The organism is Bradyrhizobium sp. AZCC 1578, from assembly GCF_036924675.1.
Taxonomy (GTDB): Bacteria; Pseudomonadota; Alphaproteobacteria; order Rhizobiales; family Xanthobacteraceae; genus Bradyrhizobium.
The window spans coordinates 1,772,646-1,793,689 of sequence record NZ_JAZHRZ010000001.1; the positions used below are offsets into that span (position 1 = coordinate 1,772,646).

At 63.3% G+C, this 21,044-nt stretch carries 20 protein-coding genes; 18 read left to right on the plus strand and 2 right to left on the minus strand.

Annotated elements, in window-relative coordinates; genetic code table 11:
* Positions 1-18 precede the first annotated feature (18 nt).
* From V1290_RS08905 to V1290_RS08950, 10 genes are all read left to right on the plus strand, one after another.
* The gene (locus tag V1290_RS08905; protein ID WP_334364053.1) at positions 19-1,092 is read left to right on the plus strand and encodes an LLM class flavin-dependent oxidoreductase; all 1,074 of its coding nucleotides are present in this window, start codon (positions 19-21) and stop codon (positions 1,090-1,092) included.
* Positions 1,093-1,175: 83 nt separating this feature from the next.
* Positions 1,176-2,153 carry an NADPH:quinone oxidoreductase family protein gene (locus V1290_RS08910; RefSeq protein ID WP_334364054.1) on the plus strand — a complete coding sequence of 326 codons (978 nt, stop codon included), beginning with the start codon at positions 1,176-1,178 and terminating at the stop codon, positions 2,151-2,153.
* 26 nt (positions 2,154-2,179) lie between these two features.
* Positions 2,180-2,764 carry a DUF2889 domain-containing protein gene (locus tag V1290_RS08915; protein ID WP_334364055.1) on the plus strand — a complete coding sequence of 195 codons (585 nt, stop codon included), beginning with the start codon at positions 2,180-2,182 and terminating at the stop codon, positions 2,762-2,764.
* Positions 2,765-3,055: 291 nt separating this feature from the next.
* Positions 3,056-3,364, plus strand: coding sequence for a helix-turn-helix domain-containing protein (locus tag V1290_RS08920; RefSeq protein WP_334364056.1), 309 nt, complete (start codon positions 3,056-3,058; stop codon positions 3,362-3,364).
* Positions 3,364-5,379 (plus strand): hydrogenase 4 subunit B, encoded by a 2,016-nt coding sequence (gene hyfB, locus V1290_RS08925; protein WP_334364057.1) that lies wholly within the window; start codon positions 3,364-3,366, stop codon positions 5,377-5,379. The genes V1290_RS08920 and hyfB overlap by 1 nt, the downstream gene beginning before the upstream one ends.
* Complete coding sequence (locus tag V1290_RS08930; protein WP_334364058.1) at positions 5,370-6,326, plus strand: respiratory chain complex I subunit 1 family protein; 957 nt, start codon at positions 5,370-5,372, stop codon at positions 6,324-6,326. Before hyfB ends, V1290_RS08930 begins: the two co-directional genes overlap by 10 nt.
* Before the next feature lie 5 nt (positions 6,327-6,331).
* Positions 6,332-6,994, plus strand: a complete 663-nt coding sequence (locus V1290_RS08935; RefSeq protein WP_334368975.1) for a hydrogenase-4 component E — start codon at positions 6,332-6,334, stop codon at positions 6,992-6,994.
* Entirely contained in the window at positions 6,991-8,442 is a 1,452-nt protein-coding gene (locus V1290_RS08940) for a hydrogenase 4 subunit F (protein ID WP_334364059.1), read from the plus strand. Before V1290_RS08935 ends, V1290_RS08940 begins: the two co-directional genes overlap by 4 nt.
* Positions 8,443-8,456: 14 nt before the next feature.
* Entirely contained in the window at positions 8,457-9,968 is a 1,512-nt protein-coding gene (locus V1290_RS08945) for a hydrogenase large subunit (protein ID WP_334364060.1), read from the plus strand.
* Positions 9,969-10,084: 116 nt separating this feature from the next.
* Positions 10,085-10,618: an NADH-quinone oxidoreductase subunit B family protein gene (locus V1290_RS08950; RefSeq protein WP_334364061.1), complete on the plus strand. Its 534-nt coding sequence runs from the start codon at positions 10,085-10,087 to the stop codon at positions 10,616-10,618.
* A 6-nt stretch (positions 10,619-10,624) separates the two neighbouring features.
* On the opposite strand, the gene V1290_RS08955 is transcribed toward V1290_RS08950, so the two are convergent.
* Positions 10,625-10,939, minus strand: a complete 315-nt coding sequence (locus V1290_RS08955) for a helix-turn-helix domain-containing protein (RefSeq protein WP_334364062.1) — start codon at positions 10,937-10,939, stop codon at positions 10,625-10,627.
* A gap of 182 nt (positions 10,940-11,121) precedes the next feature.
* Here V1290_RS08955 and V1290_RS08960 point away from each other — a divergent pair, with 182 nt between their 5' ends.
* The 8 genes from V1290_RS08960 to V1290_RS08995 all read left to right on the plus strand — a co-directional run bounded on the left by V1290_RS08960 (position 11,122) and on the right by V1290_RS08995 (position 19,759).
* Positions 11,122-11,868, plus strand: coding sequence for a class I SAM-dependent methyltransferase (locus V1290_RS08960; protein ID WP_334364063.1), 747 nt, complete (start codon positions 11,122-11,124; stop codon positions 11,866-11,868).
* Between the two features lie 256 nt (positions 11,869-12,124).
* On the plus strand, positions 12,125-12,379 hold the full coding sequence (locus tag V1290_RS08965) for a hypothetical protein (protein ID WP_334364064.1): 255 nt from the start codon (positions 12,125-12,127) through the stop codon (positions 12,377-12,379).
* Positions 12,380-12,728: 349 nt separating this feature from the next.
* Positions 12,729-13,667 carry an ABC transporter permease gene (locus V1290_RS08970; RefSeq protein ID WP_334364065.1) on the plus strand — a complete coding sequence of 313 codons (939 nt, stop codon included), beginning with the start codon at positions 12,729-12,731 and terminating at the stop codon, positions 13,665-13,667.
* A complete protein-coding gene (locus V1290_RS08975) occupies positions 13,664-14,551 on the plus strand; it encodes an ABC transporter permease (RefSeq protein ID WP_334364066.1) in 888 nt (295 codons plus the stop codon). Before V1290_RS08970 ends, V1290_RS08975 begins: the two co-directional genes overlap by 4 nt.
* Positions 14,548-16,116: an ABC transporter substrate-binding protein gene (locus V1290_RS08980; RefSeq protein WP_334364067.1), complete on the plus strand. Its 1,569-nt coding sequence runs from the start codon at positions 14,548-14,550 to the stop codon at positions 16,114-16,116. Before V1290_RS08975 ends, V1290_RS08980 begins: the two co-directional genes overlap by 4 nt.
* Before the next feature lie 15 nt (positions 16,117-16,131).
* Entirely contained in the window at positions 16,132-17,703 is a 1,572-nt protein-coding gene (locus tag V1290_RS08985) for an ABC transporter substrate-binding protein (RefSeq protein WP_334364068.1), read from the plus strand.
* Entirely contained in the window at positions 17,703-18,683 is a 981-nt protein-coding gene (locus V1290_RS08990) for an ABC transporter ATP-binding protein (RefSeq protein WP_334364069.1), read from the plus strand. The genes V1290_RS08985 and V1290_RS08990 overlap by 1 nt, the downstream gene beginning before the upstream one ends.
* Positions 18,677-19,759 (plus strand): ABC transporter ATP-binding protein, encoded by a 1,083-nt coding sequence (locus tag V1290_RS08995; RefSeq protein WP_334368976.1) that lies wholly within the window; start codon positions 18,677-18,679, stop codon positions 19,757-19,759. Before V1290_RS08990 ends, V1290_RS08995 begins: the two co-directional genes overlap by 7 nt.
* 88 nt (positions 19,760-19,847) lie before the next feature.
* Here V1290_RS08995 and uxuA read toward each other — a convergent pair whose 3' ends face one another.
* The gene (gene uxuA, locus V1290_RS09000; RefSeq protein ID WP_334368977.1) at positions 19,848-21,038 is read right to left on the minus strand and encodes a mannonate dehydratase; all 1,191 of its coding nucleotides are present in this window, start codon (positions 21,036-21,038) and stop codon (positions 19,848-19,850) included.
* Positions 21,039-21,044 lie beyond the last annotated feature (6 nt).

Here is a 21,044-nt window from a genome sequence, read left to right on the forward strand (position 1 = left end):
GCGACCGGGGAAACGTCCATGCCCGCAAGAATCATCGGAATGATCGGCACCCAGCAGGAGGGCGTCGCGATTCACCTGATCAAGGGACAGATTTCCCGCCAATGGGTGATCGACTTCACCCGGCTGCATGAGCAGTGGAACTATGATTCCGTTCTTGTCGGCTATTACGCCTCCGCCGCCGAAGGCTTTGCGATTGCGCTCTATGCAGCCGACCACACCGAGCGGATTAAGTTCCTGATCGCACACCGGCCGGGCTCGGTGGCCCCCGCGCTGGCCGCGCGGCAGGTCGCAACCTTCGACCAGCTCACGCAGGGCCGGATGGCGCTGCATATCATCGCCGGCACCAGCGATGCGGATCAGGCGAGCGAAGGCGATTTCCTGCCCAAGAATGACCGCTATCGCCGCGCCGGCGAATATCTGGAGGTGATGCAAAAACTCTGGACCAGCGACAGCCCGATCGATCACAGGGGCGAGTTCTACCGCGTCGAGGGCGGTTTCTCCGATATCAAGCCCTACCAGCAGCCCTTCCCTCCGCTGTTTTTCGGCGGCTCGTCGGAGGGCGCGCTGGAGATGGGCGCCAAACATTGCGACGTGTTCGCGATTTTCGGCGAGCCGCTGAAAGAAACGCGGGAACGGCTGCAGGATTTCCGCCGCCGAGCAGCCGCCTTTGGGCGCAGCGTCGGCTTCAACATGTCGCTGCGGCCGATCATGGCGGACAGCGAAGGCGCGGCGTGGGACAAGGCGAACGCGCTGCTGGAGGATGTCGAGCGCAAGACCGGTGCCGCGCCGCAGCCGACCAATCATTCCGCCGAACGCCTGCTCGGCTACGCCGCGCGTGGCGACGTCCATGACGAGCGGCTATGGATGGGGATTGCGCGTGCCACCGGCGCGCCCGGCAATACGTCATGCCTGGTTGGAACACCCGAGCAGATCGCGGCAGCAGTGCTGGAATATTACCGGCTCGGCATTCATTCCTTCCTGCTGCGCGGTTTCGAGAATCCGCACGACACGATAGCGATCGGCCGCGACTTGATTCCACTCATCAAGCAAGGCGCGCTGGCGATCGACCGGCAGGCCGAAGCAGCCGAATAGAGTTCACCTCAAGTATCCGCATCACCTCAAGACACCGGCGCAAGGTCTTGGGACATGAAGAGAAAATGCATGAAAGAATTTGCATGAAGGCAGTCGTTGTCGAGAACTACAATTCGATCGACGGTATCTCGATCAAGGAGATCGATACGCCCGGCCTCGCCGCGGGCGAAGTCCGCGTCAGGATCGGCGCCGCGGCAGTCGGCTTCGTCGATGGCTTGAAGGTGCAGGGCCTTTATCAGACGAAGGACCCGCTGCCGTTCGTGCCGGGAATGGAGTTTGCCGGAACGGTTGATGCCGTCGCCGACAATATCGGCGCGTTCAAGCCGGGCATGCCGGTGATCGGCATGGCCCGTTCCGGCGCGCTCGCCGAATATATCTCGGTGCCGTCTGCGGCGCTCCAGCACCTGCCGCCGCAAGTTCCGTTCGAGGCTGGCGCGTCGTTTCAAGCCAACTATCTAACCGGGCTCTACGCGCTGGATGCCCGTGCGTCGCTGCGCGAAGGCGAGATATTACTGGTGCTGGGCGCGGCCGGCGGCGTCGGCATCGCCGCCGTCCAGATCGGCAGACTGATGGGCGCGCGGGTGATTGCCGCGGCCTCAACGCCGGAAAAGCGCGACTTCGCGGTTCGTCACGGCGCCGATCAGACCATCGACTACACCCAGGCGGATTGGCGGGAGACGCTGAAGGGACTGACCGGCGGGCATGGCCCGGATGTCATTTTCGATCCCGTCGGCGGCGAAGTATCGCTGCAGGCGTTCCGCTCGATCGCCTGGCGCGGGCGGCACCTCGTCGTCGGATTCGCCTCCGGCACCATTCCAGCGCTGGCGTTCAACCTGCCGCTGCTCAAGGGCGGCGCGCTGCTCGGCGTCGACCTCGCCCAGATCCAGAAGCGCGAGCCGGAGACGCACACCCGCCTGATAGCGCAATTGTTCGACTGGCTGGCGTCGGGAAAATTGCAGCCCGTGGTCGGCAAGATCGTGCCGTTCGAGAATTTCCGCGAGGCGTTCAAGACCATGCAGTCGCGATCGGCGCTCGGCAAGATGATCGTGAAATTCGACTGAAGCGACGCGTCGAAGCGGGATACGGAATGATGTCTCTGGAGAACGGCAAGCCATCGCGTCGCCTGATGCACACGCGATCGGTCGAATGCGAAGGCTTTCTGCGGAACGACGGGCTCTGGGAAGTCGAGGCCTGGCTGCGCGACACAAAACCCTTCGTCCAGCGCGCCGATCGTTTCCGCGGCGAACTGAAGCCGGGTGATCCCGTGCACGATATTGGCCTGCGGCTGGCGATCGACGAGGACATGACCATCCGCGAGGCAGAAGCGATGATGCGCGCCACGCCCTATCCGACCTGTCTCGAGGTCGAGCCGATCTTGCAGCGCCTGATCGGCGAGCGCATCGGCCCCGGCTGGCGCGAAACGGTGCGGCGCAAGATCAGCCGGCTGGAAACCTGCACGCATCTGGCGGAACTGCTGGGCCCCGCCGTGACCACGCTGTATCAGACCATGTCCTACGGCAAGAATCCGGAAGGCCGCGACACGCTGGAGAACCAGCAGAACTCCGGCAAGCGCCCATTCTTCATCGGCGGCTGCCACTCCTGGCGCACCGACGGCCCCGTCGTCGCGGCGATGTTTCCGCAGTTCGCGACCAAGCCGGCGGCGCAGGATTGAGCGCCTGACGGTTCTCCCTTGAATCAGCCTCCGTGTCCCGGACGCGGTACAGCCCAGGCGATGCGAAGCATCGTCCGGTAGCGCTGCTCCGAAGACGCGGGACCTAACGGGCCGAGCATGGACCCCGGATCAGCCCCACGCCGCCAAGAAGCGGCGCGCTGCGGCTTCGTCCTCGAACACACCCCTCAGAATAGATATCTGAGATATCACTTATTGACATCTGAACATCAATAATTAGGATGCAGGAATGACGTCCATAATTGGCTCGAGCCTTGCCGGCGAGGCAGACTGATGATCACTGCGGCTCAATTGCGGGCTGCCAGGGTGCTTCTCGGCATCGATCAGCGTCGGCTCGCGGCACTATCGGGGCTTTCGGTGCCGACCATCCAGCGCATGGAAGCAAGTGAGACCATGGTTCGGGGCAATGTCGATTCGCTGGTGAAGCTGATCACCGCGCTCGAGGGCGCCGGCATAGAATTGATCGATGCCGGGGCGAGCAGCGCCGACGGCGGGCGCGGCGTGCGGCTGAAGGCCGATTACGGATATTCCAACGCGCGACCGGAAAACAAGGCATCGAGCGGAGCGAGGTCGCGCAAATAATGTCGGCCGTCGCTCTGCAAATGGTCTGTGTCGCCGGGTTGCTTGGGCTGGCCATGCTGGCGATCGCGCTGAGCCGCTCGAAGACCGCCACGGCCGTCATCTACGGCGCGACACTGGCGGTATCCGCGATTGCACTGACCGGCGCGTTACGCAGCCTGCTCGGCGGCGCCACGGACGCCACCACCCTCACTTTGCCGGTCGGATTGCCATGGCTTGGCGCGCATTTTCGTCTCGACGCATTGGCGTCGTTCTTCCTCATCGTCGTCAATCTGGGCGGGGCATCGGCAAGTCTCTATGGCCTCGGTTACGGCCATCATGACCCCGCGCCGCATCGCGTACTGCCGTTCTTTCCCGCCTTTCTGGCCGGCATGAATCTCGTGGTGCTGGCCGACGACGCATTTTCCTATTTGCTGTGCTGGGAATTCATGTCGCTGGCGTCCTGGGCGCTGGTGATGGCGCATCATCGCGAACCGGGCAACGCGAAAGCCGGCTACGTCTATCTCGTGATGGCGAGTTTCGGCACGCTCGCCTTGCTGCTGGCGTTCGGCCTGCTGGCAGGGCCTGCCGGAGACTATGGATTCGCGGCCATTCGCGCCGCGCAGCACACGCCCTATGCGGCGACCCTGGTGCTGATCCTGATGCTGCTCGGCGCCGGTTCGAAGGCCGGCCTGGTGCCGCTGCATGTCTGGCTGCCGCTCGCCCATCCCGCGGCCCCGAGCCATGTTTCGGCGCTGATGAGCGGCGTCATGACCAAGGTCGCGATCTACGGCTTCATTCGCGTCATGTTCGATCTGCAGGGACAGCCGACATGGCCGGCCAGCGCGGTCGTGCTGTTCCTCGGCAGCATCACCGCCGTCATGGGCATTCTTTACGCCATGATGGAAAAGGATCTGAAGCGCCTCCTGGCCTACAGCACCATCGAAAATGTCGGCATCGTCTTCGTCAGCCTCGGCCTGGCGATGGCGTTCGAGGCCAATGGCATGAAGCTCGCCGCCGCGCTCGCCTTCACGGCTGCCCTGTTTCACGTGCTCAACCACTCCTTCTTCAAGAGCCTGCTGTTCTTCGGCGCCGGCGCCGTTCTGACTGCGACGGGCGAGCGCGACATGGACAAACTGGGCGGCCTCATTCACCGCATGCCGTTCACGAGCTTCGTCGTTCTCGTCGGCTGCGTTGCGATCTCGGCGCTTCCGCCGTTCAACGGCTTCGTGTCCGAATGGCTGATCTTCCAGGCGGTGCTGCAAAGCCCGGAGTTGGCGCAATGGGCGCTGAAGATCATGGTGCCCGCGGTCGGCGCGATGCTCGCGCTGGCGGCGGCGCTGGCGGCGGCCTGTTTCGTCAAGGCTTATGGCGTGACCTTTCTCGGTCGCCCCCGCGGCCCGGCGGCAAAGACCGCTGGTGAGGTCGATCGGTTCTCGCTCGCGGCCATGTTCATCCTCGCCGCGCTTTGTCTATTGGCCGGAATCCTGCCGGGACTGGCAATCGACGCCCTTGCACCCGTCGCCACCCAAATTGTCGGCAGCCGCATGCCGGCGCAGGCCAGTCAACCCTGGCTTTCAATCGTGCCGATCGCGGAGGGCCGCAGCTCGTACAATGGATTGCTGGTGATGGTGTTCATCACGGCAACCGCCTCGTTGGCGGTCTATTTCATTCACCGCTTCGCCTCGCGCGCGCTGCGACGGGGGCCGGCCTGGGGATGCGGTTTCTCCGACGCGACACCCGCCGCGCAATATTCAGGCGTCAGCTTTGCGCAACCGATCCGCCGGGTGTTCGGCACGCTGGTCTTCCACGCCCGCGATCACGTCACAATGCCGCCGCCGGGAGATATCGGGCCGGCGCGGCTCAGGATCGAATTGCATGACTTGGTCTGGAGCGGAATGTATGCGCCGATTGCGGATGCCGTCGGCTTCTTGTCCACGCGGCTCAACCGCCTGCAGTTCCTGACCATCCGGCGATATCTCAGCCTAGTCTTTGCCACCCTCGTCACATTGCTGCTGGTGCTCGCGATATGGTCGTGATCTCCGACATCATCGTGCAAGGTGTGCAGATGCTGCTCGTGCTGCTGCTCGCCCCGCTCTTGACCGGCTATGTGCGCAAGATCAAGGCCCGGCTGGTACGCCGCCAGGGCCCTTCCGTCTTTCAGCCATACCGCGACCTGCTGCGGCTGATGCGCAAGGAGGTGGTGCTCGCTGACAACGCGTCGTGGCTGTTCCGCGTCACGCCCTACATCACCTTCGCCGCGATCTGGGTGGCCGCTGCGCTGGTCCCGACCTTCGCGACCGGACTGCTGTTCAACTGGACCGCCGATCTGATCGCCATTGTCGCGCTATTGGGGAGCGCGCGCTTCTTCCTGGCACTCGCCGGAATGGACGTCGGCACCAGTTTTGGCGGCATCGGCTCGAGCCGCGAAGTCATGATCGCCGCGCTTGCCGAGCCCGCGATGCTGCTGATCGTGTTTTGCCTCGCGCTCGTCGCCGGCTCGACCCAGCTTTCGACGGTCGCGCATTTCCTGGCGTCGACCTACGTGGGCTTGCGGGTGTCGCTCGGCATGGCGCTGGTCGCACTGTTCATGGTGGCGATCGCGGAGAACGCGCGCATTCCAGTCGACAATCCGGCGACGCACCTCGAACTCACCATGGTGCACGAGGCGATGATCCTGGAATATTCAGGGCGCCATCTGGCGATGATCGAGCTCGGCGCGTTCCTCAAACTGCTGCTCTATGTCTCGCTGATCGCCTGCGTATTCTTCCCCTGGCAGATCGCGCTGTACGGCAGCGGAGCGCTGTCCTACACGATCGGCACCGGCGCCTACATCGTCAAGCTCGCGCTGGCCGGCTTCCTGCTCGCGCTGTTCGAGACCGCGACCGCAAAGATGCGGGTGTTTCGTGTTCCGCAGTTCCTCGGCGCGGCGCTCATGCTGGGCTTGCTCGGCACCCTGCTCCTGTTCGTCTCGAGGAGTTTCTGATGCAGATGCACAGCCTCGCCTTCGACGTTTCGCACACGCTGGCCGGCGGACTGGTGCTGATCAGCCTGATGATGCTGTATCAGGACCGTCTCTATTCGCTGCTCAACGTTTTCGCGCTCCACGCTTTGGTGCTGTCGCTCTCGGTCGCCTGGCAGGCCTTCATTCAGGATGCGCCCCATCTCTACGTCACCGCGTTCATCGCCTTGGTGTTCAAGGCGATCATCATTCCGGTGGCGCTGCACCGCATCGTCAAGCAGCTCGGAATTCACCGCGACATCGAGTCCGCCGTCGGAATCGGCCCGACCATGCTGGCCGGGATGGGCCTGGTCGCGCTCTCGCTGGTTCTGATGCTGCGGGTGACGAGCGACGCCGACCCGCTGGCGCGCGAGGATCTCGCCTTTGCCTTGTCGGTGGTGCTGCTTGGGCTGCTGGTCATGGTGACGCGCCGCAACGCGGTCAGCCAGGTTGTCGGCTTCATGTCGCTCGAGAACGGACTGGTGCTGGCGGCGACCGGGGCCAAGGGAATGCCGCTGGTGGTCGAGATCAGCGTCGCCTTCTCGATCCTGATCGCGTTCATCGTGGTCGGCATCTTCCTGTTCCGAATCCGCGAGCGCTTCGATTCGGTCGATGTCTCCGCGCTCGACGACTTCCGGGGCGAACGCCGATGACCTTGCCTTTCTTCGACCCGGTCACAGCGGTTCTGCTGATACCGATCTCTTCGGCGGCGCTGCTGGCTGCGCTGCCCGGCTACCGGCTGACGGCGCGGCTGAACGTGCTGGCCAGCCTCGCGACTTTCCTGTCTGCGCTCTGCCTGTTCGTGATGGAACGTTCTTCCCCCGGACCGTACGTGCTGATCGACGATCTGAACATCGTCTTCATCGTGCTCAACACCTTCGTCGGATTCACCACCAGCATCTTCAGCGCGAGCTATATCGCGCATGAACTCGAAACCGGACGGCTGACGCCGGCCTACCTGCGCTTCTACCACGCCATGTATCAGATCATGATGTTCGGCATGAATCTCGCGTTCGTGTCGAACAATATCGGCCTGATGTGGGTGGCGGTCGAACTCGCGACGCTGACGACGGTGCTGATGGTCGGCATCTACCGTACCCATGCGGCGCTCGAAGCCGCCTGGAAGTATTTCATCCTCGGCAGCGTCGGAATTGCGCTCGCTTTGTTCGGCACCATCCTGGTCTACATGGCGGCGCGCCCGGTCATGGGCGAAGGCCAGGACGGCATGGTCTGGACGCTGCTGGTCGAGCGCGCCGCGAACTTCGACGCGGCCCTGCTCAACGTCGCGTTCGTGTTCCTGTTTCTCGGCTACGGCACCAAGGTCGGCCTCGCGCCGCTGCATGCCTGGCTGCCCGATGCGCATGCCGAGGGGCCGACGCCGATATCGGCGGTGTTGTCGGGCCTGCTCCTGAACGTCGCGCTCTACGCGCTGCTGCGCTTCAAGATACTGCTCGCCGCCAACCCGGCGTCGATCGCGCCCGGTCCGCTGATGGTGACGATGGGCCTGGTCTCGCTGATCTTCGCGGCGTTCATGCTGTACCGGCGGCGCGATATCAAACGCCTGTTCGCCTACTCCTCGATCGAACACATGGGCATCATCGTGTTTGCGTTCGGCATGGGCGGCCCGCTCGCCAATTTCGCCGGGCTTCTGCACATGGTGATGCATAGCCTGACCAAGTCGGCGATCTTCTATGCCGTCGGACACATATCGCAAATCAAGGGCACGCAGCGGATATCGCGGATCCGCGGCTTGACCGTGACCCATCCGGCGCTCGGCTGGGGACTGGTGGTAGGCGTCGTCGCAATCGCGGGACTACCGCCGCTCGGCATCTTCATGAGTGAATTCCTGGTCGTGAGCTCGACCTTTGCAAGGCAGCCATTGCTTGCGATCTTGCTGGTGTTCGGGTTGCTATTGGCCTTCGGCGCCTTGACGCTGCGCTTGACCAGCGTCGCCTTCGGCGAACCGCGCGGCAGCACGGCGCCTGCCGACGCATCCTACATTCCGATGTTCGCGCATCTCGCACTGGTATTAGGCGCAGGGATTTATCTTCCCGCCCCGCTGGTGGTCTGGTTCCAGCACGTGGCCCAACTCCTTGGATAGAGGACAGGACTGACATGCCATCGCTGATCGATCTGACGCTGGAAGGCCGCAAGGTCGGGCAACACGGCCCGTGGCCGCGCGTCGTGGTCGATGCTTCGGTCTGGACGTTTGCGGCGAGCGAACTGGCGCATGGACGCTGGAGCCTGCTCGGCCTGTGGGGCGATCCCGCAACGGTTCACATGGCGATCATGGATGGTCAAACCGCTGGTATCGCGGTCATCAGCCTGGATTGCCCCAATCGTCGCTTTCCTTCCGTGGGCCGGCATCACCCGCCGGCCCGGCGGCTGGAGCGCACCATCCACGATCTGTTCGGATTGTCCGCCGAGGACTCATCAGATGCACGGCCCTGGCTCGATCACAATCGCTGGGGCGTGCGCTTCCCGTTGGGCGATCGCATCGACGCGCTGCCGAAGGCGACGCCCTATCGCTTTCTCGCCGCGGAAGGCGACGGCCTGCACCAGATTCCGGTCGGCCCGGTGCATGCCGGGATCATCGAGCCCGGACATTTCCGCTTTACCGCCAGCGGCGAGACCGTGGTCCGGCTGGAGCAGCGGCTGGGATATGTCCACAAGGGCATCGACGGCCTGATGACCGGCGCGAGCCTCGAACGCGGCGTTCGGCTCGCCGGCCGCGCCTCGGGCGACAGCACCGTCGCCTATGCCTACGCTTTTTCGCGCGCCGCCGAAGCCGCACTTGATCTCGGGGTGCCGGAGCGCGCCGTGTTGCTGCGGGCGCTGCTCGCAGAACTCGAGCGGCTCGCCAACCATCTCGGTGACATCGGCGCGATCTGCAACGACGCTTCCTTTGCGCTGATGCATGCACATTGCGGCGTGTTGCGCGAGAGCGTACTGCGCGCAGCCGGCGCGGCCTTCGGCCATCGCCTGATGCGCGACGTCATCGTGCCCGGCGGCGTGGTCCGTGATATCGGCAGTGACGGCGTGGAAGCCATCCAGGCCGCGCTGGACAATATCCGCCTGCGCTTTCCGGCGCTGGTCGAACTCTACGACAACACCGCTTCGCTGCAGGATCGCACCGTCGATACCGGCACGCTGAAAGCTTCACTGGCGAGCCAATATGCCGCCGGCGGCTATGTCGGCCGCGCCTCGGGCCGGTCGTTCGATGCGCGCCGCGCGCTAGCCTATCCGCCGTATGACAGTCTGCGCTTCGACGTTCCCGTCCTGAACGAAGGCGACGTCAACGCCCGTGTCTGGATCAGGATCCGCGAAGTCGAGCAAAGCCTGTCGCTGATCGACCAGATACTGAGCCGGCTTTCTCAGGGGGCGATACGCAAGGAAGTCCCGCTTGGAGGAGAGGTGCGCGAGGGCATGGCGATCGTGGAGGGATTCCGCGGCGACATCCTGGTCTGGCTGCGCTTGCGCAACGGCCTGATCGAGCGATGCCACATGCGCGACCCCTCATGGTTTCAATGGCCGCTGCTGGAAGCCGTGATCGAGAACAACATCGTCGCGGACTTTCCGCTCTGCAACAAGTCGTTCAACTGCTCCTATTCGGGCCACGATCTCTAAAGCATGATCCCGGAAAAGTGGGTACCGGTTTTCCGAGAGGATCATGCTCAAACAAAAAAGGATGGAGCGAGATGACTATTCGAGAAAAAGGCATCTCGCTCTAAGGACACGATGCGATGCGCAAGCTGCTTTTCGAAAGCGTGTTCCGTCAACCGCTCACCGAACCGGCACCATCGGCGGCCGATGCCGCGGTGGCGGAACTTGCGACCGCAGTTGGCCAGACCGCGCGGCGCCGGCTCGGCCGGAGCCTTTCGATACGCGAGGTCGATGCCGGATCCTGCAACGGATGCGAGTTGGAGATTCACGCGCTCAACAATGCCTATTACGACGTGGAGCGGTTCGGCCTGCGGTTCGTCGCCTCGCCGCGCCATGCCGACGTCCTGATGGTGACGGGGCCCGTGACGAAGAACATGCGCGAGGCGCTGGAGCGCACCTATCACGCGACGCCGAACCCGAAATGGGTCGTCGCGGTCGGAGATTGCGCGCGGGACGGCGGATGTTTTGCCGGCAGCTATGCGGTCATCGGCGGCGTCTCCGAAGTCGTCCCGGTCGACCTGCACATTCCGGGCTGCCCGCCTACCCCCGTAGCCATGCTGCGAGGACTGCTGGCGCTGGTCGAACAGGCGGACACGCGCACCATTACGTCATGAGGAACGCTATCGAGCCCGCTCCAGTACTTTCTTGGGTTGGCGCACGGTCTTGACCTTCATCTTCGGATTTGTGACATGTTCGCGAAGGCGCACGCCCCGCCCCCCGGTCGCGCTCGCGGCGCCCGGATTGATCAAGTCGATCCCGGCGCTCTCGAGCGCGGAAACCAGTTTCATGAGGGAATCGACATTGGCGCGGATGACGCCATCGCTGGCTTCCATGCGTTGGATGGTCGGCACGGAAAGATCCGCGAGATCGGCCATCTGCCGCTGATCTATGTTCAGGAGTGCGCGCGCGGCCCTGAGTTGATTGGCGGTAATCATGGGACGGGTTCTCCGATTCCGGATGATTACGGATATACCGTCTAAATTACGGGCTCAAGCATCAATTCAGAGGTGCAGCACATCATCTGTGCCGAGGAACATTCACCCCGCCCGATTGGCATCGGGCATCTTACATGATAAGCGATGTTTCATACATCCTATTTGATGCATGGTGATGTCAGGTGCGGTTGCTGGGGCGTTATCGGGGCAGGAACGGCGCGATCGAGATCGTCGAATGCACCGCGGATGGAACACTGATCTATTTCGAGGAAGACATCAGGCAGAGTCAGGCCACGCCCGACGGCGAGAGCGTTTTCAGCTATGTCAGGCTCATGGACGAGCTCTTGCATCGCGCGACGAACATCCGCGTCCTGGGATGCGGCGGCGGGAATCTCGCGACCAGACTGGCGCGTCTCGGAAAAGAGCTGACGATCGTCGACAACAATCCGATCAGCTTCGTGATCGCCCAGCGCTATTTTGGGCTGCCGGACGGATTGCCGCTGATCGCATCCGATTTCCGGAAGTTCATTCTCGACGACGATCTGCTTTACGACGGGATCGCCATCGATGTCGGAGGTCCGGATTTTCGCTTTGACGATGAATTCGACGTCGAGACCTGCGATGCCATCCGCGCGCGGTTGACGCCCGGCGGCCGCATCGTGATGAACGTGTTGGTCGCGAACGACATCGACCCGGTACCCGATCGCATCGCCGCGCGGCTTGCCGGCGACCGGCTGGCAGCGTGGATCATCGACGAACAGGGCGTCCAGGATCGAAATGCGATCATCGCGTGCGTGCCGGAAAAGCGATTAAGCGCGCATCCGGCGCTTGCCGAGGCGATGCAAAACAGCCTCGAGCGGTGGTCGATCCGGCGAGGCAGATTGCGGGCTCGCGACCTCGGCGCGATGTATTCCGCCGCTGACAGGTAGCGCGCCGCGGCAAATCGTTGCGCGCCGGCGGGGCCGGCCGTGGGATAGGAGTCAACCGGCACTCGGTTCAAGCGCCGTCGCCGCCTCGATCCTTCCGGTAGCTTTTGACTAGATGGACAGCTACAGGGTGCATGGCCAGCATCTCGAACAGCGCGTTAGATTAAATCGACTTCGCGGGCTGGCAAGCGGCTGGCCGACGTCCGCGGCTGAGAGTATAAGCTAGCGCCTAGATGCCGGAACGACAGGAGGTGCCAAGATGAGCAATTACCGCGTCTCCTTCTACAAGGACCTGTTGAATTCCGACGGTCACAGCTTCAAGTGCCTCCAGCGCTGGGTCGATGTACAGTCCGACGATCCCTCTCAGGCGAAGGTGCTTGCGGGGCGGCTGGTCGACAACGACCGCCTGAACGCCGATTGCATCGAGGTAATGCACCTGATGGACGGCTCTCATGAGTTCGAACGTTCATCTGGCCGTGCGTCCAGCAAGCACATCGGAAACGTCGTGCAGTAGATCGCGTTGTGAATCCCAGCGCGTGTGACCGCCGTTTATTCACCACTGGACGCATTCACACTGATTTCGCTCATCGTCGAGATGGGCGCGGTGCCAAGCACGGCCGGCGCGTCAGCGAAAATCCCGTGACACGGATTTTTCGCATCGCAAGAAGTCGTCGCGCCGACGCAAAAGGACGCAGCCCGAAACGAATTGTCAGATTGAGCGTGACGCTGCGTCGGACGCATGTCACTATTCTCCGATAATCAAATGCCGCGCACGTCGGACGAAGTGCGGCTGCCAAGGGAGAGACAATAGCGTCGGCGTGGGCGCGTGAGTTCCTTTTGGCCCAACCGTCCGTTGGCGTCGCATGGGACAACAGATTGTCCATCGCCTGCTGATTTCGTTCCCCGCTCTGCTCGGGGTTCTCTTCCTCTGCTTTTGCCTGTTGCAGGTCGTTCCGGCAGATCCCGCGATGATCATTGCGGGGCCCGATGCCAAGGCTGAGACCATCGCCGCGATCCGACAGGAACTCGGTCTCGACAGATCGATCCCCGTTCAATTCTTCGAATACATCCTGCGTGTGCTGCGCGGCGATCTCGGCCGCTCCATCATTTCCAACCGAATGGTGAGCGAAGAACTGGCGATGACGATCGGACCAACGATCGAGCTGATGCTCGGTGCGATGCTGATCGCCGTGCCGGCCGGGCTCGCGCTCGGGACGCTGGCGGCAGTCCATCGCGGCCGCCTCACCGATCGCATCATCATGGCCTGCTCGGTCGCCGGCGTGTCGATGCCGGTGTTCTTTATCGGCCTGATCCTGATCCAGTTCGTTGGGTTCAAATGGGCGCTGTTGCCCTTCACCGGTCGTGCCGGCCCGGTATGGGACGGCGGATTGCCGAGCCTGATCCTGCCCGCTCTGACGCTCGGCGCGGTGCTGATCGGCCCGATCGCGCGGCTGACGCGCACCGCCGTGCTCGAAGTGCTCGGCGCCGATTTCGTCCGCACGGCCCGCGCCAAGGGATTGCGTGAGCGGGTGGTGATCATTCATCACGCGCTGCGCAACGCCATGATCCCCGTCGTCACCCTGATCGGGCTGCAAGCGGCGTTCCTGCTCGGCGGCGCCGTGGTCACGGAAACCATGTTCTCATGGCCCGGCGTCGGCCGGCTTGCCGTCGGCGCCATCGTCTCCAGCGATTTTCCGACGGCGCAGGGCGCGATCATGATCCTCGCCATCGCGTTTCTCACGATCAACCTCTTGGTCGACGTGCTTTACGTCTATCTCGATCCGAGGGTGCAACGAAGATGAGCGTCGAGGCTCTCGAACAAGGCTTTGCACAGGAGCGCGCAACCGCCGCGTTCGCCCGCGCCGGGGTGCTGCGCCGTCTCGCGAGCGACCGGGCGGCTGCCATGGCCGGGCTGGTGCTGGCGGTAGTCGTGTTCGCAGCGTTGTTCGCGCCCTGGATCGCGCCCTACGATCCCTACTTCACCGACCTGACCAAGGTGATGCGGCCGCCGGACGCCGAGCATTGGTTCGGCACCGACAACACCGGACGCGACGTCCTAAGCCGCGTGATCTTCGGAACCCGCAACACGTTGATACTCGGGCTGGTCGGAGTGATCGTCGGCGGCCTGATCGGCGGCATCATGGGTATCCTCGCCACCTATTATCGCCGGCTGGACGGCTGGATCATGCGGCTGGTCGACATTATGCTGGCCTTCCCGGCAATCCTGATCGGGCTTGCAGTGGCCGCTATCTTCGGCGCCGGGCTCTCGGCTGTTGCTATTGCGCTCGTCGTTGCAACCGTACCCGCTGTCGCGCGGGAGGCGCGAGGCGCGGCGATGGGCGTGATGGGTCAGGATTTCATGGAAGCTGGCCGCGCCGTGGGCGTGTCCGACGGCGCACTGATCTGGCGCTACCTGACGCTCAATTGCATTTCGACGATCTTCGTGTTCCTGACGTTGCGCTTCGGCCAGATCATCCTGACCGGCTCGGCGCTGGGCTTCCTCGGCATGGGCGCGCAGCCGCCGATCGCCGAGCTCGGCATGATGGCAGCGCAGGGCCGCGACTTCCTGTTCATGGCGCCGCATATCGCGACGATCCCGAGCTGTGCCATCTTCGTGATCGTGCTGGCCGCCAACCTTCTGGGCGACGCATTCCGCGACGTCCTCGACCCGAGGCTGCAGACATGATCAGGTTCGCACTGGGAATGTCCTTGGCACTATGCGTCACCGGCCCGGCGACGGCCCAGACGCTCCACCTGATGAAAGGGATCGACGCGCCGCATTACGATGCGCAACGCACCACCTGGACCCCGACCTCCGACATCGTCAACATGTTCCAGGACACGCTGGTCGCGCTCGACTGGGACGGCCGCACGCCGATCCCCTATCTCGCCAAATCATGGACGATCAGCGAGGACGGCCGGACCTATACGTTCAAGCTGCGCGACGACGTGTCGTTCTGCAGCGGCAAGAAGTTTACCGCCGAGGATGTCGTCTACAGCTTCAAGCGCTTGAAGGATCCCGCGATCAAGGCCCCTTACGCGTGGCGGGCCGGCGACATCAAGGAATTGCGCGCGACCGATCCCTGCACCGTCGAGTACGATCTCAAAGAGCCCTTTTCCGAGCTGCTGCTGCAGCTCACCATGTTCACCAACGTCATCCACAACAAGGAGAGCGTGGAAGCACTCGGCAAGGATTACGGCATCAAGGGCGCCGACGGCACCGGCCCCTGGTGTTTTGAGAGCTGGCAGCCGCGCACCGAAATTGTGCTCAAGCGCCATGACGTCTATCGATGGGGCCCCTCGATGTACAAGAACAAGGGGCCGGTGAAGTTCGAGAAGCTCAGCGTCAAGATCATGCCCGAGGAGTCCAGCCGCGTGGCGGCAATGATGGCCGGGCAGTTCGACATCACCAATCAATTCCCGCCGCAGTTCATCGCCCAAGCCAAGTCTGCACCGATGCTGAACGTGACGGAAGCGAAGCCGAATTTCCAATTGCTCTATTTCGGCTTCAAGACGACGCGGCCCATGGTGGAAGACCGACGGGTGCGCGAAGCGATGAGCATCGCCATCAACCGCGTCGAGATCGCCAAGGGCGTGCTGCTCGGCAACGCCGAACCGGCCTTCACCATTGTCGATCCGGACGCGCTCGATCACGACCCCACCACCAAGGGCATCGTGAAAGAGGATATCGAGCGCGCCAAGGCGCTGCTCGATGAGGCCGGCTGGAAAAGCGGCAGCGATGGCGTCCGCGAGAAGGACGGCGTCAAGCTGCAACCGAAGGTCTACTACACCCAGGCCGGCAACACGCCGCGCATTGCCGAGGCGATCCAGGGCTACCTGCGCCGCATCGGCATACAGTGGCAGCTGCAGCCCTGGGATTCGACCATTGCATCCGCGAAGATGGCGGAGCAGGACTACGAAATCTGGTCGGTGACGGTGCCTTATCTGTCGGCCGGCGATCTAATGAACATCTACTTCGATTCCAGGAACATCCCGACGCCCAACCGGATGAACTGGAAAGACGCCGAGACCGATGAATGGCTGAAGCATGGCCGCTCGGCGCTGACGGACACCGACCGGGCCAAATACTACGCGCTGGTGCAGCAGAAGGTGATGCGCGAGCACCTCTGGATGCCGGTGCTCAATATCAACATGTATCAGGTGGCCAACAAGAAGATCACCGATGCCAGGCCGCACATGCTCTACCAGAACACTTTCTATAAGGGCTTGGACGTGTCGCGGCAGAAATAACAGGGAGGGAACACGATGCGCAGCATTTTGACAGGCGCTGTGGCGCTGCTGGGCGTGGCCGGAATGTGCTCGACGGCCGAGGCGCAGACCTTGCGGGTGATGAAGTCACTGGATGCGCCGCACTACGACGGCCAGCGCACCACCTGGTCGCCGACGTCGGATATCGTCAACATGTTCCAGGATACGCTGGTGGCGCTCGACTGGGACGGCAAGACGACGATCCCCTACCTCGCGAAATCGTGGACGATCAGCGAGGACGGCAAGACCTACGTCTTCAAGCTGCGCGATGACGTGACGTTCTGCAGCGGCAAGAAGTTCACCGCCGCCGATGTCGTCTACACGTTCAAGCGATTGAAGGATCCGGAAACCAAAGCGCCCTATGCCTGGCGCGCCGGCGACATCAAGGAAGTGCGCGCGCCCGATCCCTATACTGTCGAATATGAGCTCAACGAGCCCTACTCCGAACTGCTGCTGCAGCTCACCATGTACACCAATGCGATCCACAATCAGGAGAGCGTGGAGACGCTCGGCAAGGATTACGGCATCAAGGGAATCGACGGCACCGGTCCCTGGTGTTTCGAGAGCTGGCAGCCGCGCACGGAAATCGTGCTGAAGCGCCACGACGCCTACAAATGGGGCCCCTCAATGTACCAAAACAAGGGCCCGGTGAAGTTCGAGAAACTCAGCATCAAGATCGTGCCGGAGGACGCCAGCCGCGTCGCCGCCATCATGGGCGGACAGTTCGACCTCACCCATCAGGTCCCGCTGCAATTCATCGAGCAGGTCAAGGCCGCGCCTAATCTGACCGTTCAGGAAGCCAAGCCCAACTTCCAGCTCATGTATTACGGTTACAAGATCACCCGCCCTATGGTCGCCGACAAGCGCGTGCGCGAGGCCATGAACATTGCGATCAACCGCGCCGAGATCGTCAAGGGCATCATGCTGGGCAATGCCGAGCCGGCATTCACCTACGTCGATCCGAAGGCGCTCGATTTCGCCGAGAAGACCAAAAACGTCATCAAGGAAGACGTCGAACGCGCCAAGAAGCTTCTGGACGAGGCCGGCTGGAAAGTCGCCGCCGACGGCATCCGCGAGAAGGACGGCATGAAGCTCTCACCCCGTGTGCTGTTCCCGCAGGTCACCTACTTCCCGCGCGTTTCTGAGGCGATTCAAGGCTACATGCGCAAGATCGGCATCGACTGGAAGATCGTCGGTTTCGACTCCACGATCGCGCCTGCCGAGATGGGCAAGCAGGACTTCGAGCTGTGGACCGTCACCGTGCCCTATCTGTCTGCAGGCGAGTTGATGAACATCTATTTCAACTCCAAGAACATCCCGACGCCCAACCGCATGAACTGGAAAGACGACGAGACCGACGAGTGGCTGCGCGCCGGCCGCGCCGCGCTCACCGACGCAGAGCGTGCGCTCAACTACGCGCGCGTGCAGGAGAAGGTAACGAACGAGCATCTGCTGATGCCCGTGATGAACGTCGCCATGTATACGACCAGTTCGAAGAAGCTGAAGGACGTGCGGCCGCACATGCTCTATCAAAACACCTTCTACAAGGGTCTGGATTACTCGTTCTGATGGATAATCTTCTCGAGGTTCGCGGCCTGAAAACCCACTTCGCGACGGACCGCGGGCTGTTCCGCGCCGTCGACGGCATCAGCTTCAGCGTTCCGCGCGGACGCACCATCGGCCTTGTCGGCGAATCCGGCTGCGGCAAGAGCGTGACCTCGCTTTCGGTGATGGGCCTGGTGCCGAGCCCGCCGGGCAAGGTCGAGGCCGAGGCGGTGCTGTTCGGCAATCGCGACGTGCTGAAGCTCACAGCCGACGAGCGGCGCAGGCTGCGCGGCGGCAAGATGTCGATGATTTTTCAGGAACCGATGACCTCGCTCAATCCGGTCCACACCGTGGGACAGCAAATTGTCGAGGCAATCCTTGCCCATACCGCGATGTCGCCGCGCGCGGCGCGGGCGCGCGCGATCGAGATGCTCGAATTGGTGCGGATTCCGTCAGCGGCGCAGCGCATCGACGACTTTCCGCACAACATGTCGGGCGGCATGCGGCAGCGCGTCATGATCGCGATGGCGCTCTCCTGCGAGCCGGCGCTGCTGATCGCCGACGAGCCGACCACGGCGCTCGACGTCACCATCCAGGCGCAAATTCTTGACCTGTTGAGCGACCTGCAGCGGCGGCTCGGCATGGCGATCCTGATCATCACCCACGATCTCGGCGTCATCGCCGAGGTCGCCGACCAGGTGCTGGTGATGTATGCGGGACGAATCGTCGAGAGCGCCGACGTGAACGACCTGTTCGCCGACCCGCAGCATCCTTACACCATTGGCCTGCTCGGTTCGATTCCGCGCATCGATATCGACCGCAAGCGGCTCGCCACCATCGAGGGCACGGTGCCCAGCCCCAACAACCAGCCGGCGGGCTGCCGCTTTGCGCCGCGCTGCCCGTTTGCGGACCAGCGCTGCCGGCTTGATCCGCCGCCGCTGCGCGACATCGCGCCCGGTCACCAGGTCGCTTGCTGGAAAGCCCCGGTCGAGGTGACATCGTGAGCGACGCCCCCGTTTTGCAGGTCGACGGCCTGGTCAAGCATTTTGCGGTCACCCGCGGGCTGATCCGCCGCAAGACCATTGGGCTCGTGCGCGCCGTCGAAGATGTCAGCTTCGAGATCGCCCGCGGCGAGACGCTGGCGCTGGTCGGCGAGTCCGGCTGCGGCAAGTCGACCACCGGACGGCTGGTCCTGCGTTTGATGGACCCGACCGCCGGCTCGGTACGCTTCAAGGGCAAGGAAATCGCCGATCTCGACAAGAATGCGCTGCGCCGGATGCGGCGGCATATGCAGATCATTTTCCAGGATCCCTACGCCTCGCTCAATCCGCGCATGACGGTCGGCGAAATCCTGGCCGAGCCGCTGCGCGTTCACGAAATCGGCGATGACGCATCGCGCGAGGCACGCGGCCGTGAGCTGCTGGACATCGTCGGCCTGCTGCCCGAACATGCCAGGCGCTATCCGCACCAGTTCTCGGGCGGGCAACGCCAGCGCATCGGTATCGCCCGCGCACTCGCCGCCAATCCCGACTTGATCGTCTGCGACGAGCCGGTATCGGCGTTGGACGTCTCGATCCAGGCGCAGATCGTCAACCTCCTGCAGAATCTGCAGCAGCGTTTTGGCCTCTCCTATCTGTTCATCGCCCATGATCTTGCCGTGGTGAAGCACATCAGCGACCGCGTCGCCGTGATGTATTTGGGCAAGCTGGTCGAGATATCAGACAAGAAGTCGCTCTACGATCGGCCGTTGCACCCGTATACCCAGGCGCTGCTCGCGGCGATCCCGAAGCCCGATCCCGCGCTCCGCACCAAGCGCGTGATGCTGCAGGGCGACGTGCCGAGCCCGTTCAAGCCGCCGAGCGGCTGCCGCTTCCATACCCGCTGCCCGCATGCGCAGGCGCGCTGTTCGGCCGAGGAGCCGGAGCTGCGCGAGGCGGCACCCGGCCATCGCGTGGCCTGTCATTTTTTCGAGACGCTGCCCGCCCCGACCAACCTGGCGCGCGCCGGCCTTGCCAATGGAAAGTTCGCCGCACGGCTGGCGGCCTTCGAGGCGGCGAAGACGGCACGGACATCGGCCTGAGCCAGAGTGGTGTAAGGGCCCAGACACAAAATTGCGAAAACAACCCCATGCAAAGTAGAATGGGGCCCCTCTCGGGGCACTTCCCGCCCTAGCCGGCGTGTTCAATGGCGCGGATAGCACCGCGCAACTCGGCTAGGCCGCGCAGCCGGCCGATCGCGGTGTAGCCGGGATTGGTGCGCTTGGTCGCGGCGAGATCGTCGAGCATGCGGTGGCCGTGATCGGGCCGGAACACGATCTGATTTTCCGGCGAGCGCGTTCGGTTCTCCGCCAGCAAAGCCTTCAACACCGCGATCATGTCGACGTCGCCATCGAGATGATCGGACTCGCAGAACGACAGGCCGTCGGCTTCCCGCTTGGTCGCCCGCAGATGGGCAAAGCCGATCCGCGGCGCGAAGCGTTTGGCCATCGCGGGCAGATCGTTCTCCGGGCGCACGCCGAGCGAGCCGGTGCAGAAGCAGATACCGTTGGCCTTGGATGGCACCGCGTCGAACAGCGCCTGATAATCCTCCGCCGATGAGGCGATGCGCGGCAGGCCAAACAGCGGACGCGGCGGATCGTCCGGATGCAGCGTCAGCGTTACCCCGAGCTGCTCCGCCACCGGCGCGACGCGCGCGAGAAATTCGCTTAAGTGCTGACGCAGCACTTTGGAATCGATGCCGCGGTACTGCTGCAGGCGATCGCGGAATTGCGGAATGGTCAGGGGATCGGTGGTGGATCCCGGCAGCGCGCTGGCAATGTTGGTGATGAGGACGTCGATATCGGCCTGCGTCATCGCTTCATGGACCTGCCTGGCGCGGCGCTGCGCAGCCTCGGAATATTCCGCAGGCGCTTCGGGGCGCTGCAGGATGTGCAGGTCGAACGCCGCGAAACGGTCCTGGTCGAAGCGCATCGCCTTGGCGCCGTTCGGCAGTTCCCATTCGAGATCGGTGCGGCACCAGTCCACGACGGGCATGAAATTGTAGCAGATGATCTTGATACCGGCGGCAGCGACCGCCTCCATGCTCGCGATCCACGCCTCGATCGAGCGCGTCGCCTTGCCCCCCAACCGCTTCACGTCATCAGGAATCGGGATCGATTCCACCACCGACCAGGTCAGCGGCGAGCGGCCCGGTTGCGAGTTCTCGATCAGGCTCCTCCGCTCCTCGACGGCTGAGCGCGTCCAGGCCTCGCCGATCGGAACCTGATGCAGCGCCGTTACCACGTCGGTCGCACCGGCCTGACGGATATCGTCGAGCGATACGGGATCGTTGGGTCCGTACCACCGCCATCCCTGCAGCATCATGCG